At 50.7% G+C, this 15534-nt stretch carries 14 protein-coding genes; 12 read left to right on the top strand and 2 right to left on the bottom strand.

Going from position 1 to position 15534, the window contains the following annotated elements; translation table 11 throughout:
• The first annotated feature begins 51 nt into the window (after positions 1-51).
• Genes B157_RS0129110 through serS form a run of 4 tightly spaced genes read left to right on the top strand, consistent with a single transcriptional unit; the run spans position 52 to position 3466 of the window.
• The gene (locus tag B157_RS0129110) at positions 52-1389 is read left to right on the top strand and encodes an aspartate kinase (protein WP_020606837.1); all 1338 of its coding nucleotides are present in this window, start codon (positions 52-54) and stop codon (positions 1387-1389) included.
• 54 nt (positions 1390-1443) lie between these two features.
• On the top strand, positions 1444-1758 hold the full coding sequence (locus B157_RS0129105; protein WP_020606836.1) for a nucleotidyltransferase domain-containing protein: 315 nt from the start codon (positions 1444-1446) through the stop codon (positions 1756-1758).
• A complete protein-coding gene (locus B157_RS0129100) occupies positions 1755-2144 on the top strand; it encodes a HEPN domain-containing protein (protein ID WP_020606835.1) in 390 nt (129 codons plus the stop codon). The genes B157_RS0129105 and B157_RS0129100 overlap by 4 nt, the downstream gene beginning before the upstream one ends.
• A gap of 5 nt (positions 2145-2149) precedes the next feature.
• Entirely contained in the window at positions 2150-3466 is a 1317-nt protein-coding gene (gene serS / locus B157_RS0129095; protein ID WP_020606834.1) for a serine--tRNA ligase, read from the top strand.
• Here serS and B157_RS0129090 read toward each other — a convergent pair.
• On the bottom strand, positions 3463-3738 hold the full coding sequence (locus B157_RS0129090; protein WP_020606833.1) for a hypothetical protein: 276 nt from the start codon (positions 3736-3738) through the stop codon (positions 3463-3465). The two genes, serS and B157_RS0129090, sit on opposite strands and share 4 nt — an antisense overlap.
• An 82-nt stretch (positions 3739-3820) precedes the next feature.
• Positions 3821-5095: a DUF349 domain-containing protein gene (locus B157_RS0129085; RefSeq protein ID WP_020606832.1), complete on the bottom strand. Its 1275-nt coding sequence runs from the start codon at positions 5093-5095 to the stop codon at positions 3821-3823.
• 68 nt (positions 5096-5163) lie between these two features.
• Here B157_RS0129085 and ettA point away from each other — a divergent pair, with 68 nt between their 5' ends.
• The 8 genes from ettA (at position 5164) to B157_RS0129050 (ending at position 15532) form a co-directional block, all read left to right on the top strand.
• On the top strand, positions 5164-6831 hold the full coding sequence (gene ettA, locus B157_RS0129080) for an energy-dependent translational throttle protein EttA (protein ID WP_020606831.1): 1668 nt from the start codon (positions 5164-5166) through the stop codon (positions 6829-6831).
• A 200-nt stretch (positions 6832-7031) separates the two neighbouring features.
• The gene (locus B157_RS0129075) at positions 7032-7961 is read left to right on the top strand and encodes a helix-turn-helix domain-containing protein (protein WP_041952319.1); all 930 of its coding nucleotides are present in this window, start codon (positions 7032-7034) and stop codon (positions 7959-7961) included.
• Positions 7962-8092: 131 nt separating this feature from the next.
• On the top strand, positions 8093-11443 hold the full coding sequence (locus B157_RS0129070) for a glycosyl hydrolase (RefSeq protein WP_157618620.1): 3351 nt from the start codon (positions 8093-8095) through the stop codon (positions 11441-11443).
• A 29-nt stretch (positions 11444-11472) separates the two neighbouring features.
• Positions 11473-12345: a CE1 family esterase gene (locus tag B157_RS0129065; RefSeq protein WP_020606828.1), complete on the top strand. Its 873-nt coding sequence runs from the start codon at positions 11473-11475 to the stop codon at positions 12343-12345.
• Positions 12346-12359: 14 nt separating this feature from the next.
• On the top strand, positions 12360-12632 hold the full coding sequence (locus B157_RS39935; RefSeq protein WP_245565325.1) for a hypothetical protein: 273 nt from the start codon (positions 12360-12362) through the stop codon (positions 12630-12632).
• Between the two features lie 43 nt (positions 12633-12675).
• A complete protein-coding gene (locus tag B157_RS39930) occupies positions 12676-13257 on the top strand; it encodes an alpha/beta hydrolase (protein ID WP_245565324.1) in 582 nt (193 codons plus the stop codon).
• Positions 13258-13273: 16 nt separating this feature from the next.
• Positions 13274-14269: a VOC family protein gene (locus tag B157_RS0129055; RefSeq protein WP_020606827.1), complete on the top strand. Its 996-nt coding sequence runs from the start codon at positions 13274-13276 to the stop codon at positions 14267-14269.
• Between the two features lie 135 nt (positions 14270-14404).
• Positions 14405-15532, top strand: a complete 1128-nt coding sequence (locus B157_RS0129050; RefSeq protein WP_020606826.1) for an alpha/beta hydrolase family protein — start codon at positions 14405-14407, stop codon at positions 15530-15532.
• The last annotated feature ends 2 nt before the right edge of the window (positions 15533-15534 follow it).

The raw sequence follows: 15534 nt of genomic DNA, 5'->3' as shown, positions 1-15534 counted from the left end.
TGAACGGCTTTTAATTCTTTCGCTCTCTCACTCATTCACTCTTTCACTAATATGCACGTCTGGAAATTTGGCGGTACGTCGGTCGGGAAGCCCGAGCGGATGCAGTCTATTCGCAAACTGATAACAGAAGACGATACGCGTAAGGTTGTCGTTCTGTCGGCCCTGTCGGGTACAACAAATGCGTTGTTGAGCATTGGAGAAGCCCTCAAAGTAAATGATGATATTGATGCGAATGCAAAAATTGATTCGCTTATGGAACACTATGGACAGTTTGTGGATGAACTCTACAAAACGACTGATGGTAAGGCGGCCGGGCAAAAAATTATAGAGGCAGAATTCTCTTTCATCCGGTCACTAACGGGCATAAAACCGTTTACCCTCAAACAGGAAAAAGAACTGGTGGCCGAGGGGGAGTTGTTGAGCACTCAGCTTTTTCAGGCTTACCTGACCGAAGAAAACGTGTCGTCTGCCTTATTGCCTGCACTGGAGTTCATGCGGATTGACGCTGATAATGAGCCTGAAATTCAGTATACCGAACAAAAGTTAGCTGACATTCTGCCTCAGCACGACGATAAACAAATTATTGTTACGCAGGGCTTCATCTGCCGCAACCCGCGTGGTGAAGTAGATAACCTGAAGCGGGGCGGTTCTGATTACACAGCTTCGCTGATTGGTGGTGCCATTCGGGCCAACGAAATTCAGATATGGACAGATATTGACGGGATGCATAACAATGACCCGCGTATCGTGAAAAACACCTTCCCGGTTCGGGAATTGACCTTTGATGAAGCGGCTGAGCTGGCGTATTTCGGGGCTAAAATACTTCACCCATCTACCATTACACCCGCCCGGATGTTCGGTGTACCCGTGCGGCTGAAAAATACGATGGAACCGAAGGCACCGGGCACCCTCATCTCCGACCACAGTGCCGGTACGGCTCAGCAACAGGTATTCAAGGCGATTGCGGCTAAGGATGGTATTACGGCCCTATACATCCACTCAACACGGATGCTGAATGCGTATGGTTTTCTGCGCCGGATTTTCGAGATTTTCGAGAAGTACAAAACACCGGTCGACATGCTGGCTACTTCGGAAGTGTCAGTATCCGTTACAATTGACAACACGGAGCGCATTCAGGAAATTACGGACGAACTCAATACATTTTGTACACTGGAAGAGCCTGATTACAACCAGACAATAATATGTATCGTTGGTAATTTTAGTGCTGATAATCAAGGTGTAGCGGTGTGTGTGTTCAACGCCATGAAGGATATTCCTATCCGGATGATTTCGTACGGCGGAACGGAAAGTAACCTGTCACTATTGATACATGGCCAGTACAAAGCACAGGCGCTGAATGCCTTGAACGAAGGGCTTTTTTCGGCGTAACTTTACGAAGTAATCCGTTTTTGAACCAGAAATAGCTAATCAATAACCTTCTGGATGATGACTGACGAACAATTTTTGCAGGAAGTTAAGCGGTACGTCCATGAGATTGACCCGCAGGCTGAGGTATGGTTGTTTGGGTCGCGGGCACGGGGTGATGCGCGGGAAGACTCAGACTGGGATTTTCTGGTGTTGACCGAAAAGCCCGTGAATCAACTGCTCAAAAATCGCTTAAGGGAACTTTTTTTTGAGGTAGAACTGGATAACAATAAGGTGATTGGATCTATTATCCATTCAAAGCAGGAATGGGAAGACAATCACAAGGTTACCCCTCTGTATCGCAATATCAAGCGTGATGCTATGGTCGTATGAGCCGCACAAAAGACGATTTAGTTAACTATCGCATCGAACGGGCATTCAACACCCTCAAAACGGCTAAAACGCTGGCTAATTCCGGTGATTGGAATGCTGTAGCTAATCGGCTGTATTATTCTTGCTTTTATGCCGTGTTAGCCTTACTGGCCAGGAATGATATAGATACCTATACGCATAAAGGCGTGAAAATCATGTTGAGTAATCAATTTATCAAATCTGGATTGGTTGATGTGATTTGGGGAAAGCTATATCAAAAACTATTTGACAATCGCAACGAAGCTGATTACGAAGATTTTATTGATTTTGACGAAGAAAAAATCGGTGTATTTATTGAAGACGCGGAGAAGTTTATCGCTGTAATCACCTCACTTGCCAAAAAATAATTTGCATGCTGCAACTCCCATTCATACGCGAGAATAAAGAAACGACAATAGCGGGCCTACGCAAACGAAATTTTGCCAATGCCGAAGCGAGTATTGAACAGGTACTGACACTGGACCAGCAACGGCGTGACACGCAACGTGAACTCGACGATGTCCTGGCTCAGTCAAATGCAAAAGCGGGCCAGATTGGTGCGCTGATGAAAGCCGGGGATAAAACTGCGGCAGAAGGGGCTAAAACGGAAACGGCAGCGTTAAAAGTACGCTCGAAAGAACTCGCCGATGCTCTTCGTCAAATCGAAGCCGATTTACAGGCGGTTCTGGTCACTATTCCTAACCTGCCGCACAGCAGCGTTCCCGAAGGTCGCTCGGCTGAGGATAACGAAGTAGTACTGGAATATGGTGAGAAACCGGTTCTGCACGACAAAGCCCTGCCCCATTGGGAACTCATCAAAAAGTACGGTGGTGACAGCCGGAACGCCGGAGCGGGCCCAATGATTGACTTTGAGCTTGGCGTCAAAATCTCGGGGGCAGGTTTTCCGGTGTACAGGGGGAAAGGGGCCAGGATTCAACGGGCCATGATCAACTTCTTTCTGGATGAAGCCATGGAAGCTGGCTATATGGAAGTGCAGCCGCCCATTTTGGTCAATGAAGAGTCTGGTTTTGCAACGGGTCAACTGCCGGACAAAGAAGGGCAGATGTACTACATGCCGGAAGATAAACTGTATCTGATTCCCACCGCTGAGGTACCCATTACGAATATATACCGCGATGTGATCCTGCCGGAACATCAGTTACCAGTTAAGAATGTAGGCTACACGCCCTGTTTCCGTCGGGAAGCTGGTTCGTGGGGAGCGCATGTTCGGGGGTTGAACCGGCTGCACCAGTTCGATAAGGTAGAGATTGTGCGTATCGAGAAACCGGAAAATTCGTACGCGGCTCTCGAAGAGATGAGCTTGCACGTGCAAAGCCTGTTGCAGAAGCTGGAACTGCCGTACCGGGTATTACGGCTTTGCGCGGGCGATATGGGGTTTACATCCGCCCTGACGTACGATATGGAGGTATGGTCGGCCGCGCAGCAGCGGTGGCTTGAGGTCAGTTCCGTCTCAAACTTCGAGACATACCAGGCCAACCGACTCAAACTTCGCTCAAAACTCGACCGTGGCGACGGACCAGGGAAGATGCAGTTAATGCACACGCTGAATGGATCGGCATTAGCCCTGCCACGTATTTTAGCCGCTATTCTGGAGAACAATCAGACCCCGGAAGGCATAAGGATTCCAAAGGTATTGATACCGTACTGCGGGTTTGAAATGATCGATTAACAGTCGCACGAGTAATTACCATAACCCGGATAATGGGGCGATAATTTACCCGAAATACTCACAACGCGGTCCAGAGGAATAGTCTCACCGGTTGCCAGTTCGAGCCAGTTGGTACTACCTTCCTGAACGAGTTGCTTAATAATTACGTCCGTTTTGATGAACTCATTCAAATCACTCAGGTATTCAAGCCGAACGAACTTGCCGGGAATAATAGCCGCCCGAAAATCTGTTTCGGACGCAATAAAATCAGATTGATGCAGGTTTGTTTCCATACCTTTAGAACAAGTCAAAAAGCCGAAACGTGCCACAGTTCTCACTGTGGCACGTTTCGGCTTTTTGACTGGAACAGAATGCCTAGCCTATCTTTTCCAGTTCATTCTGTAACTCCCGAAGGATGGTTTCCTTCATGGCAATTTTACGCTTCTGCGTGTTGATCTTGTTCAACACCTGCTTGTCTGCATCGTTGTTCGGGTCGAGGCCATCGGCATCCTGCAAGGCAAACTGCAGGTCGTTCTTTTCCCGTTTTACCAGGTAGTCCATCTCCCGGATTTTTGTCCGAACCTGTTCAGAATGACTTTTTAGTTCAAAAGCCGGGTATTTCCGGGCGAGTACACGACCGAGGTAACTCAGTTCAAAGATTTTATCACAGGCGGCCCGGAATCGTTCGTTTACCACTTTATCCTGCAATTTAAACGGCACCCGAACTTCTTTCCAGCTATTGAGCAACACCTTTGCCCGCTCGGCAGCCGTGAAAATATCGGATTGTTTGGCGAGTTGTTCCGCTTCATCCGCCATCTTCATTTGTTGCTCCACACGCGGGTCAATCTTCGGTACCAGCACAATGCCTTTCACATCATTGTACTTGGTATAAAACATGGTCGTGGCTTTCTTAAACTGCTTGTACAGTTTGCCGCTTTTTTTAATGGGTACCTCGCCAACCGCTTTCCAGGCGTTATTGAGCTTACGGACTTCCTGAAAAGCCGCGTCCAGGTCGCCCAGTCGATTGGCCCGGAAGGCCAGCCGGATAAGCTCGTCGTACTTGTCCAGCCGTTCCTGAATAACCTTGTTCTGCTCGTTGAAGAACTCGCGCCTACGCGTAAAGAAACCATCCAGCAGTTCCTGAAACTGGTCTTCAATGTCGGGGTCAACCGCTTTATCGACCGGTCCCGTTTTGATCCATTTGGTCTTGATTTCCTGCAGGGCATCGGCCGTTTCGCGCCATTCGGTGCTGTCGGCAATGGCGATGGCATCGGCAAGCAAGGCCTGTTTAATGTCGAGGTTCTTGCGCTGATTGACCGTAATCAATTCGGCGAGCAGTTGTTCCTGAGCATCCAGCCGTTCAATCAGGGGCGGAAAGTCACCAAGTGCATCGAAGTTTAATAACTTCTTGCGGAGCTGAACCAGTTTTGTGAGGTACGAACCCTTGTTCTGCGCTTCGGTGATGTCTTTCTCTAACTGATTGACTTTACTCTCGGCAATAATGAAGCGATTTTTAAAATAATCGAGCGCTTCCTGCTCGGTTCTTTTTACTTCGCCAATCTGGCGATCTTCGTAATTCAGGTAGCCTTTCAAAAATACCTTTCCGTCTTTGACGTAACCGTATTCATCTACCAGTGAAGCGTTTTCCATTACTATACTTGGTTAAAGCTGCGCTGCGGGTTAAATTTGAGGATTAACCACAAATCTATTAGAAATTAATGAGCCAGGAAACTATAATTTTCTCTATGGCTGGTGTGAGTAAAAATATTCCGCCTAACCGACAAATCCTAAAGAACATTTACCTTTCCTTCTTTTACGGGGCAAAAATTGGTGTTCTCGGTCTAAATGGCTCTGGAAAATCTACATTACTACGCATCATTGCCGGTATTGACAAAAATTACACAGGCGAAGTCGTATTCTCGCCTGGTTACTCCGTTGGGATGCTCGATCAGGAGCCGACGTTTGAAGCGGGTAAAACGGTTCGTGAGATAGTAGAAGAAGGCGTTCAGGAAGTAGTTGACCTACTAAAGGAGTTTGATGAAATAAACGAAGCCTTCGGCGATCCTGATGCCGACTTCGACAAATTGTTGGCCCGGCAGGGTGAAGTACAGGAAAAACTGGACCACCATAACGCCTGGGAACTAGATCAAAAACTCGAACGGGCCATGGATGCCCTCCGCTGTCCGCCGTCAGACGCGGTGATTGACAACCTGTCCGGGGGTGAAAAACGACGGGTCGCCCTGTGTCGGTTGCTATTGCAGCAACCTGATGTACTGTTACTTGATGAGCCGACTAACCACCTCGATGCCGAATCGGTACTGTGGCTGGAAGAACACCTCCGTCAGTATACCGGAACAGTAATTGCCGTAACGCACGACCGGTATTTTCTGGATAACGTAGCGGGTTGGATTCTCGAACTGGACCGGGGCGAGGGTATTCCCTGGAAAGGTAATTATTCATCCTGGCTGGAACAGAAACAAAACCGGCTGGCTAAAGAAGAAAAGACTGAATCGAAACGGCAGAAAACCCTCCAGCGCGAGTTGGAATGGGTGAAAATGGCCCCAAAAGCACGTCAGGCTAAGTCGAAAGCCCGGTTAGGTGCCTATGAAAAACTGCTGAACGAAGACGCGAAACAACGCGATGATACGCTCGAAATCTTTATCCCGGCCGGGCCACGGCTGGGGGCCAAAGTGATCGAAGCCGACGATGTATCCAAAGCCTTTGGCGACCGGTTGCTGTTCGAACATCTGGGCTTTCGGCTACCACAGGGTGGTATCGTCGGCATCATTGGACCCAACGGAGCCGGCAAAACGACGCTTTTTAAACTCATTACCGGACGCGACAAACCTAATTCGGGTACGTTCGACGTGGGCGATACCGTGAAAGTGGCGTACGTAGATCAGGAACATGACGGTTTGGACCCCAACAAAACGGTATTCGAAACCATTTCGGGCGGGAACGAGTGGATCATGATGGGCGGAAAGCAGTCGAACGCCCGTGCGTACGTGAGCCGGTTTAACTTTGGTGGAGCCGACCAGGAAAAGAAAATCGGAATCCTGTCGGGGGGAGAACGTAATCGGGTTCACCTGGCTATGATGTTGAAAGAAGGGGCCAATTTGTTGCTTTTGGACGAACCAACCAACGACCTGGACATAAATACGCTGCGGGCTTTGGAAGAAGGGCTGGAGAATTTCGCCGGTTGTGCCGTAGTCATCAGCCACGACCGCTGGTTTCTGGACCGTATTGCAACCCATATTCTGGCCTTCGAGGGTGATTCGCAGGTGTACTGGTTCGAGGGTAACTTCTCCGAATACGAAGAAAACCGGCGCAAACGGTTGGGGTCGGATGCAACACCCACCCGGATCAAGTATAGAAAGATAGTCTAGGGGTAGCCGCTCATTACGGGGAATCACGGTTAAATCCGAACCGGCCAATAAATAATCGAAACGGAAAGCCGTTGAGCAAAAAAGGCACGTATACCAGTAGAAGCTGGTATACGTGCCTTTTTTGCTGGATTGATTATGAAGGTGAATTGTATCGTTCACAGTAATCTTTCGTAAAGAAGGAAAAAACGATGCCAGAACCCATGAACAAGGGAATTAAACCAGAACGGGTACCAACCCTAACACCCGACACGCTGAGCAAAACGGTTTTTTATCAGTCAGACGGGATATCCCGGCAAGGACCTCACCATAGTACATTTCATATCAATCGGATTGAAACAGTGCGCCAGTCACTGCAATTCCCGATGCTACCTCACCGGAAAACCGTTGTCGATTTTATTCTGGTTACCCACGGTAGTATGGTACGCCGGAAGGGGCTAACCAGTTATACTGTTCCCACAAATACGTTCTTCCTGTTACCCGCTCACCAGATTAGTTTTGATGAATGGATGAGCGAAGATATCCAGGGATATTATTGTCACTTCGATGCAAATCTGCTAACCAGGCGATGGCAAAAGCAGGACCTGGAGAATGAATTTTTGTTCCTTAGTTTTTCCGGTAATCCATTGGTATCTATTGATAAAGAAAGGCTTAGGGATATTGTCTTCTTGCTAAACAGGCTGGAAGCAGAGTACCTGAAAGATCATAATGCCGCCGTTGATATATTTCGGATTTATCTGCTCGCGCTGTTCTTTGAACTGAAACAGACTGCTCCTGTAGCTGCCTCTACTATACCTGACCAGGCAGATACTGCCGCGCAGCGGCTGACGCAGCAGTACAAAAATGCGCTGGCAGAGTTTGTATACGAAAAACAGAATGTGTCTGATTATGCTGAAATGCTCCATATTTCACCCAACCATCTGAACAAGTGCGTTAGAACGATCACCGGGCAGTCGGCACGGGAATTACTGGACGAAATGATTCTACTGGAGGCTAAGGTGTTACTGAGTCAGACAACACTAAGCATTGGTGAAATCGCTTATCAAATTGGGCGACAGGACCCCAGTAACTTCGGTCGGTTCTTTAAAACTAAAACAGGTATGACACCCAGAGCATACCAACAGATTGATTGATTTTGACTATCTATAGCCTGATTTTGATAAAAAATTGCACCGTAGCAACGGTAGTTTTGCTTATTGTTGTGTCAAGCCCTGCGACTCACCCCATACGCTATACCGTTCCGAGCCTTGAACGAATGAAATATATGAGATTTTACACCCTTTTTCTGAGGTTACCCATTGTTATACTTCTGTGCCTGACTGGTTTCCTGACGGCTCAGGCGCAGTCTTCGATCCAGCAAAATTTTCAGACCCCGCCCAATGCGGCTAAACCGCGCGTATGGTGGCACTGGATGAACGGTAATATCACCAAAGAAGGCATTCAGAAAGACCTTGAATGGATGAAGCGGGTGGGCATTGGTGGTTTCCAGAACTTCGATGCCAGCTTATTTACACCGGTAGTCGTATCAAAAAAGCTGGTATTCATGACTCCCGAATGGAAGGACGCGTTCAAATTTACGACGAATCTGGCCAGTAAACTTGACCTCGAAATGGCCATTGCCGGGTCGCCGGGCTGGAGCGTCACCGGTGGTCCATGGGTGCCCCCCGTCGACGCCATGAAAAAGTACGTGTGGAGCGAAACGAGGGTCACGGGCGGCCAGCCGAACGCGGCCCGACCCTTTGCAGGTAAGCTGGCGCAGCCCCCCACCACAACGGGTAAGTTTCAGAATGTGCCGCTGGCTTCCTCAAACATAATGGGTGGTCCGCCAAAAGATACGCCCAGCTACTACGCTGATGCCGCTGTGGTTGCTTACCGCCTGCCTGCTACAGAAAAACGATTGTCGGAGCTCAACCCAACCGTCACGTCGAGCGGTGGTACGTTCTCGCTAGCCGATTTAACCGACGGTGATCTGGCGAAAACAACCATGCTGCCACCCATGGAAGTAGGGCAGGATATGTGGATTCAGTACGCTTTCGACCAGCCACAGACGGTTAAAGCATTTACCATTGTGGGGTCACCCCCGGCGGGCGAACTGGCGGAGTTTAGGGGAATGCCCGATAACCGTCATCTAAAGGTGAGCGACGATGGGGTGAACTTCCGTGAAGTGGTGATCATCCGGGGCAGTACCATGCCGCAAAGCACGATGGGTATTTTACCTACGACAGCCAACTATTTTCGATTCACGTTTAAAACCGAGCAGCCCCAGGGTAGCCCCTTTGCCGCCATGTTCGGAGGGAGTGCCGAACCCGGCAAACCGGAGGGAATACCCGTGGCTGAGCTGGCGTTGCACAACACCGATCGGGTGGACCTCTTTGAGCAAAAGGCAGGTTTTACGCCCTGGTCAGAAAGTACGCACTCGCTGGTCAAGCCGAACGCCGATGCGATTTCAACGAGCGATGTGTTTGATCTAACGGACAAAATGAGTTCGGATGGTACACTGAACTGGACTCCACCAACGGGCGAATGGGTGATTATGCGGCTGGGTTACTCGATTACGGGCCGCGAAAATCACCCGGCTTCGCCCGAAGCGACCGGTCTGGAAGTGGATAAACTCGATAAGGCCGCTGTTCTGAGGTACATTGAAACCTACCTGGATATGTACAGGGATGCCACCGGTGGGCAGATGGGCGTGCAGGGGTTGCAGTACATGATTCTGGATAGTTACGAGGCTGGGCATATGACCTGGACGAAAGCGATGCCCGAAGAGTTTCGGAAACGGCGTGGCTACACCCTGCTTCCCTGGCTTCCGGTACTTACGGGCCGGATTATACAAAGTGCCGAAGCCAGTGAAAAATTCCTCTGGGATTTTCGTAAAACCATTGGCGAACTGATTGTTGAGAACCATTACGAAGCCATCGGCGAAGCCCTGCACAAGCGCGGCATGAAACGGTATACGGAATCGCACGAAAACGGGCGCATTTACCTGGCCGATGGTATGGACGTGAAACGCAGGGCTGATATTCCGATGGGTGCTATGTGGACACCCGGCAGTCTGGCCGCAGGGGCCGAGGAAGAGAACCGCAGCAAGGGCGACATTCGGGAGGCCGCATCAGTAGCGCATATCTATGGGCAAAACCTCGTTGCCGCCGAGTCAATGACGTCGATCATGAACGCTTTTAGCTGGCACCCCGAAAAACTGAAACGCACCGCCGATATGGAACTGGCATCGGGCCTGAACCGCTTCGTGATTCACACCTCGGTACACCAGCCGCTCGACGATAAAAAACCCGGTTTCTCGCTGGGGCCTTTTGGGCAGTATTTCACCCGGCAGGAAACCTGGGCCGAACCCGCCAAAGCCTGGGTCGATTACCTGGCCCGCAGCTCGTACCTGTTGCAACAGGGAAAACCAGTCGTTGACATTCTCTACTACTACGGCGAAAACAATAATATCACCCAAATCTGTGCCCAGAAGCTACCCGCGCTTCCAACCGGTTATGAGTTCGATTTTGCTAATTCAACGGTCATCCGGGAAGTTATTAAGGTGGAAAACGGACGGATGGTGGCACCCAGCGGTATGACGTACCGGGTATTGGTACTCGACTCCTCGGCCCGATACATGACATTGCCCGTCCTGAAAAAAATCGGCGAATTGGCCCGTACGGGCATTCACGTAGTAGGCGCGAAACCCGAACGTTCACCCAGCCTGAGCGATGACCCTACAGCCTTTACTACACTAGCTAACCAAATCTGGAGTCAGCCGACGGTATCGACCAAACCCGTAGCCGACGTGCTGAAAGGAATGAACATACTGGAAGACGTGATTGTCAAAAATGCCAAAGCCGAACGCGGCCCGGCCGAGGTGCTCTATGTACACCGGCAGACCGAGCCCGGCATTGACATCTACTGGCTCAATAGCCGCAGCGAAAACCCGAATGCGGCCGATATCAGTTTCCGCGTAACGGGCAAGGTACCCGAACGGTGGAACCCACAAACGGGGAAAACGGAAAAAGTATCGTACCGGATCGAGAACGGACGCACCATCATCCCGTTAACCTTTGCTCCCTGGGATGCCTACTTCATCGTGTTCCGGGATAAAACCACGACTATGGCTTACACGGCTCCCAAAACCGTTGAAAAGCCACTCATGACCGTATCTGGTCCCTGGGCCGTGGCGTTTCAGGACGGGCGTGGGGCACCTGCTACAGCGACCATGAACCAGCTGGATTCCTGGACGAATAACCCCGACAAAGGAATTGCCTACTTCTCCGGCACAGCGGCCTATACCCGGACCATCAACGTTCCTGCCGTAAAAAAAGGCCAGACCTACGTACTCGATCTGGGCGACGTGAAGAATATGGCGGAGGTGAGCGTGAACGGTAAAAACGTGGGTATCGTCTGGAAAAAACCGTTCCGGATCGACGTGACCGACGCGCTCAAAACGGGGACTAATACCCTGGAAATAAAGATTACTAATCTGTGGGTAAACCGGCTTATCGGCGATGCTCAACCAGGGGTGAGTAATAAGATCACTTTCACCACGATGCCTTTCTACAAATCCGATTCACCCCTGCTGCCTTCGGGCCTCCTGGGACCGGTAACTATCGTAAGCCAGTAAAAGCCGGATAAATCAACTCATTATTCATCATGAAGACAAAAAATATCGGTACACTCCTGGCGCTCTTGTTGTGCGTTTCCTTCGGGGCAAACGGCCAAATCGTTGACGATTCCGTGCTGGTCGACGGACATTACCGCTCGTTTCATTTTCTGAAACCGGCGGGTCAGAACGCAAGTCTGATTTTTGCCCTGCACGGCTCCGGTGGGAACGGTCTGGGCGTTCGGGCGGGAGCCAAAAAACTGGAGGAGGTGGCACCGGCCGAAAACCTGCTGCTGGTGTATCCCGACGGCTACAAAAGGTACTGGAATGAGTGCCGAAAATCGTCACCTGCCGAAGCCAACAAAATCAATATCGACGAAAATGCCTTTTTCGGGGCCATGATTGACTACTTCAAAAAGAACTACCAGATCGACGAAAAGAAGGTATTTGTGATAGGGACATCCGGGGGTGGGCACATGGCCTACAAGCTGGCAGTAACCATGCCCGAACGGTTCCGGGCCATCACCGCCGTTATTGCTAACCTGCCTGATACCAACAATTTCGACTGCCCGGAAAAACGGGTGGCACTCCCCGTCCTGATCATCAATGGCACGGCCGATAATGTAAATCCCTATGATGGGGGTGAGGTGATACTAGGGCCACAGATGAATCTGGGCTTCGTTCGGTCTACGGATCGTACGTTCCACTACTGGTCGATGCTGGCGGGGTACACGGGTGAACCAACGAAGCAACTCCTGCCCGACACCGACCCCGCCGACGGGAAAACCGTTGAGCGGTACACCTACCGCCAGAAGGGCAAGCCTGAGGTAACGCTGCTGAAAGTTATCAACGGTAAGCACGATTATCCCAACGATATTAACGTCTATCTGGAGGCACTGGCCTTCTTTAAACGACAACTGTAATCCTTACGAACTGCATGAAACTATCTTTTTTAGCCGTCGGATTTGCCCTGCTCATCAGTCCGCTGGTGAAGGCCCAAAAGGTCATCAAACTATACGATGGGAAAGCGCCCGGTTCTGAAAGCTGGACGTGGGACGAAGCCGAGAATACCACCAATATGTTCAAAACCCGGGTCGTCTATAACGTATCGACACCGACCATTACGGCTTATCTGCCCAGCCCCGACCGGGCTAACGGGACGGCGGTTATCGTGGCACCGGGGGGGGGCGTTTCATACGCTGTCAATTGATTCAGAAGGGGTAGACGTAGCCAAATGGCTCAATGAGAAAGGGGTGGCTGCTTTTGTGCTCAAATACCGCGTTGCTCACAGCCTGACCAATGACCCGGTTGCCGAGCTGACAGCTAAAATGGCAGACTTCAAGAAACTGGACGAAGAGAACGCGCCCGTCATCCCACTTGCCATTGCCGATGGTAAACGGGCAATGGAATACGTTCGTCAGCACGCTAAAGAATTTAACCTCTCCCCAAACCGGATCGGCTTCATGGGCTTTTCGGCGGGTGGTACCGTTACAATGGGCGTTGGATTTGACTATAGTGCGGCTAATCGCCCCGATTTCCTGGCACCAATTTACCCGTATCTAAGCGAGATGGCCATTGCCAAACAGAGCGTTCCGGCCGATGCACCACACCTGTTCGTTTGTGCCGCATCCGACGATCAGCTTGGGCTGGCTCCGCACAGTACGAAGCTGTATAATGACTGGCTGGCGGCTAAAAAAACGGCTGAACTACACATGTACCAGAAAGGAGGTCATGGTTTTGGGATGCGTAAGCAAAATCTGCCAACCGACACCTGGATCGATCGCTTTGGCGACTGGCTGAACCTGAATGGATTTCTTACGAAAGCAAAACCCTGAATAGGCAAATCAACTTATGGCAAAGAATCCGCATTATTTATCACAACTCGCCCATATCGAACTATACTCGCAGGACATCGATAAGTCGGTTCACTTCTTTAAAGACATCGTTGGGCTTGACGAAACCGGCCGCGATGAACAGGGCTCCGTTTATTTCCGGGCCTGGGGCGACTACTTTCACCATACTCTCAAGCTAACACCAAGCCAGACTCAGGGCATGGCTCACCTCGGCTGGCGGGCCGATAGCCTCGAAGCCCTGGACGAGTGCGTGGCTTACCTGGAAAGCACCGGTGCGGGTATTGGCTGGGTCGATGGCGATCTGGGACATGGCCGTGCCTACCGGTTCAAATCGCCCGACGGGCACACGCACGAAGTATTCTGGGATGTCGTCTGGCTAAGGGAAACGGGCGAAAAAGGCAGCATCTATGCCGACCGTTACGCCAGTAACCGCCGGATTGGTGTTAATCCCCGTCGGTTCGACCATGTTACGTACATGGTGGCCAAGATGATGTACGGGAAGGAAAAAGCATTCTGGCAGGGTATGGGCCTGAAGAATCCCGACGAGGTACGCATCGGTGATAACATTCCCCCCGTTGGTGGCTTGTGGACCATTGGTAACCTGTCGCACGATGTTGCGGTCTTTACCGACCCTACCATTGAGCCGGGACAAGCCGTTTTCAACCACGTTGCGTTCAACTTCGACAGTCGGGAAGAAGTACTGCTGGCCCTGGATTATTTCACCGAGAAAGGCTTTAAGAGTGTGATGGGTGCGCCCACCCGCCACAAGGCCGACGAAGGGTTCTTCATTTACATCATCGACCCCGGCAGCGGTATATTAATCGAATTCTATGCCTGCGCAAGACTCATCTTCGCCCCCGACCATGGCCCTGATCTGCACTACCTCAAAGATAATCCAAACGATGCCTGGGGTAACGCCAACCCATTTGCCGAAATGGGAAAAGGTAAAAAATTGGGCCTCACCGATGGTGTAGTGAAGCCGGTTGATATTTGAGAATTGGTCATCTGCTGCGCGTCATTCGTTGTCATTAAATGGTCATTGATACGAAGCAGTTGTATGACTATAAAGGGCAGTGCAACGAATGATAAGCAATGACGCGAAGCAAATGACTATAAATAACCAGTAATCATGTGGTATTATTTCCCGGGGCAGTACATGCCCTCTTATCAGGTAAACCGAGCCCTGACGCAGGCCCACTACGGCGGTGGCGAATTTGCCGAATGTCTTGAAGTCGCCAGTCAGATCACACCCGGTGATAATGAGAGTTTTCATAAGGCGTGGGTCAACATGGGCGATACCGTTTATGACATTGGCGAAACGGCGCTTGAGAACCAAAATCCAATAACGGCCCGACGGTCGTATCTGCGGGCGTTCAATTACCTCCGCACGGCCGAGTTTTTCCTAAAACCCAGCGACAGCCGGAAAATGCCGACCTATCTCAAAGCACGGGAGGCATTCCTGAAAGCCATTGCCCATTTCGAACAGAAACCGCTTCAGGTTGAAGTGCCGTTTGAGGCCGGGCAGGCGGACCTCTCGTTTTTGCCGGGCTATCTTTTTGCGCCGGTGGGAGTGAAAAACCCGCCCCTGATGATTATGTTCGGAGGGCTCGACAGTCTGGCTGAGGAACTGTATTTTGGCATTTCACAACACCTCAATGAACGCGGCATTGCTCTGCTGGCGATGGATGGCCCCGGCCAGGGATATGCGTTACGGGTCAATCACATTCTGACGCGTTATGATTATAATGTAGCCGGTACGGCCGTGCTGGATTGGGTCATTGCTAACCTGGCCGACCACGTAGACACCTCGCGGATTGGCATTGGTGCCGTGTCGATGGGCGGTTATATGGCGGCCCGATGCGCTGCGTTTGACCCTCGTTTCAAGGTCTGTATGGTCTTTGGAGCCGTCTGGAGCTATTACGATATCTGGAAAAACCGCCCCGACAATCATCCATTGGCCGAAATCGTGCAGCACATCGTCGGGGCTTCTACCATGGCCGATGCCCGCGAGCGACTCAAGCAATTCGCGCTGGACGGCGTGGCTGACAAAATTTCGATGCCCACATATATCCTGCACGGCGAAGACGACCGGCAGAATGTTGTGGAAAATGCCTACAAACTGGATGCCGCCCTAACGGTTGAACACGTTCTCGAAGTGGTACCGAAAGAAAGCAGTGGCTCGGCTCACTGCCAGATTGACGATTTCACCAAAACGTTCAATATGTTCGACTGGGTTGCTAAGAAAATGAAAGCCTAACC

The sequence above is a fragment of the Spirosoma spitsbergense DSM 19989 genome (genome assembly GCF_000374085.1).
Taxonomy (GTDB): Bacteria; Bacteroidota; Bacteroidia; order Cytophagales; family Spirosomataceae; genus Spirosoma; species Spirosoma spitsbergense.
Note: the sequence above shows the minus strand (reverse complement) of the source record. Positions and strands in the feature narration are given on the sequence as shown.

Coding starts and splice junctions, on each gene's coding strand:
- B157_RS0129110 (WP_020606837.1), top strand. CDS start 52: ATGCACGTCTGGAAATTTGGCGGTACGTCGGTCGGGAAGCCCGAGCGG.
- B157_RS0129105 (WP_020606836.1), top strand. CDS start 1,444: ATGATGACTGACGAACAATTTTTGCAGGAAGTTAAGCGGTACGTCCAT.
- B157_RS0129100 (WP_020606835.1), top strand. CDS start 1,755: ATGAGCCGCACAAAAGACGATTTAGTTAACTATCGCATCGAACGGGCA.
- serS (WP_020606834.1), top strand. CDS start 2,150: ATGCTGCAACTCCCATTCATACGCGAGAATAAAGAAACGACAATAGCG.
- B157_RS0129090 (WP_020606833.1), bottom strand. CDS start 3,738: ATGGAAACAAACCTGCATCAATCTGATTTTATTGCGTCCGAAACAGAT.
- B157_RS0129085 (WP_020606832.1), bottom strand. CDS start 5,095: ATGGAAAACGCTTCACTGGTAGATGAATACGGTTACGTCAAAGACGGA.
- ettA (WP_020606831.1), top strand. CDS start 5,164: ATGAGCCAGGAAACTATAATTTTCTCTATGGCTGGTGTGAGTAAAAAT.
- B157_RS0129075 (WP_041952319.1), top strand. CDS start 7,032: ATGAACAAGGGAATTAAACCAGAACGGGTACCAACCCTAACACCCGAC.
- B157_RS0129070 (WP_157618620.1), top strand. CDS start 8,093: ATGAGATTTTACACCCTTTTTCTGAGGTTACCCATTGTTATACTTCTG.
- B157_RS0129065 (WP_020606828.1), top strand. CDS start 11,473: ATGAAGACAAAAAATATCGGTACACTCCTGGCGCTCTTGTTGTGCGTT.
- B157_RS39935 (WP_245565325.1), top strand. CDS start 12,360: ATGAAACTATCTTTTTTAGCCGTCGGATTTGCCCTGCTCATCAGTCCG.
- B157_RS0129055 (WP_020606827.1), top strand. CDS start 13,274: ATGGCAAAGAATCCGCATTATTTATCACAACTCGCCCATATCGAACTA.
- B157_RS0129050 (WP_020606826.1), top strand. CDS start 14,405: ATGTGGTATTATTTCCCGGGGCAGTACATGCCCTCTTATCAGGTAAAC.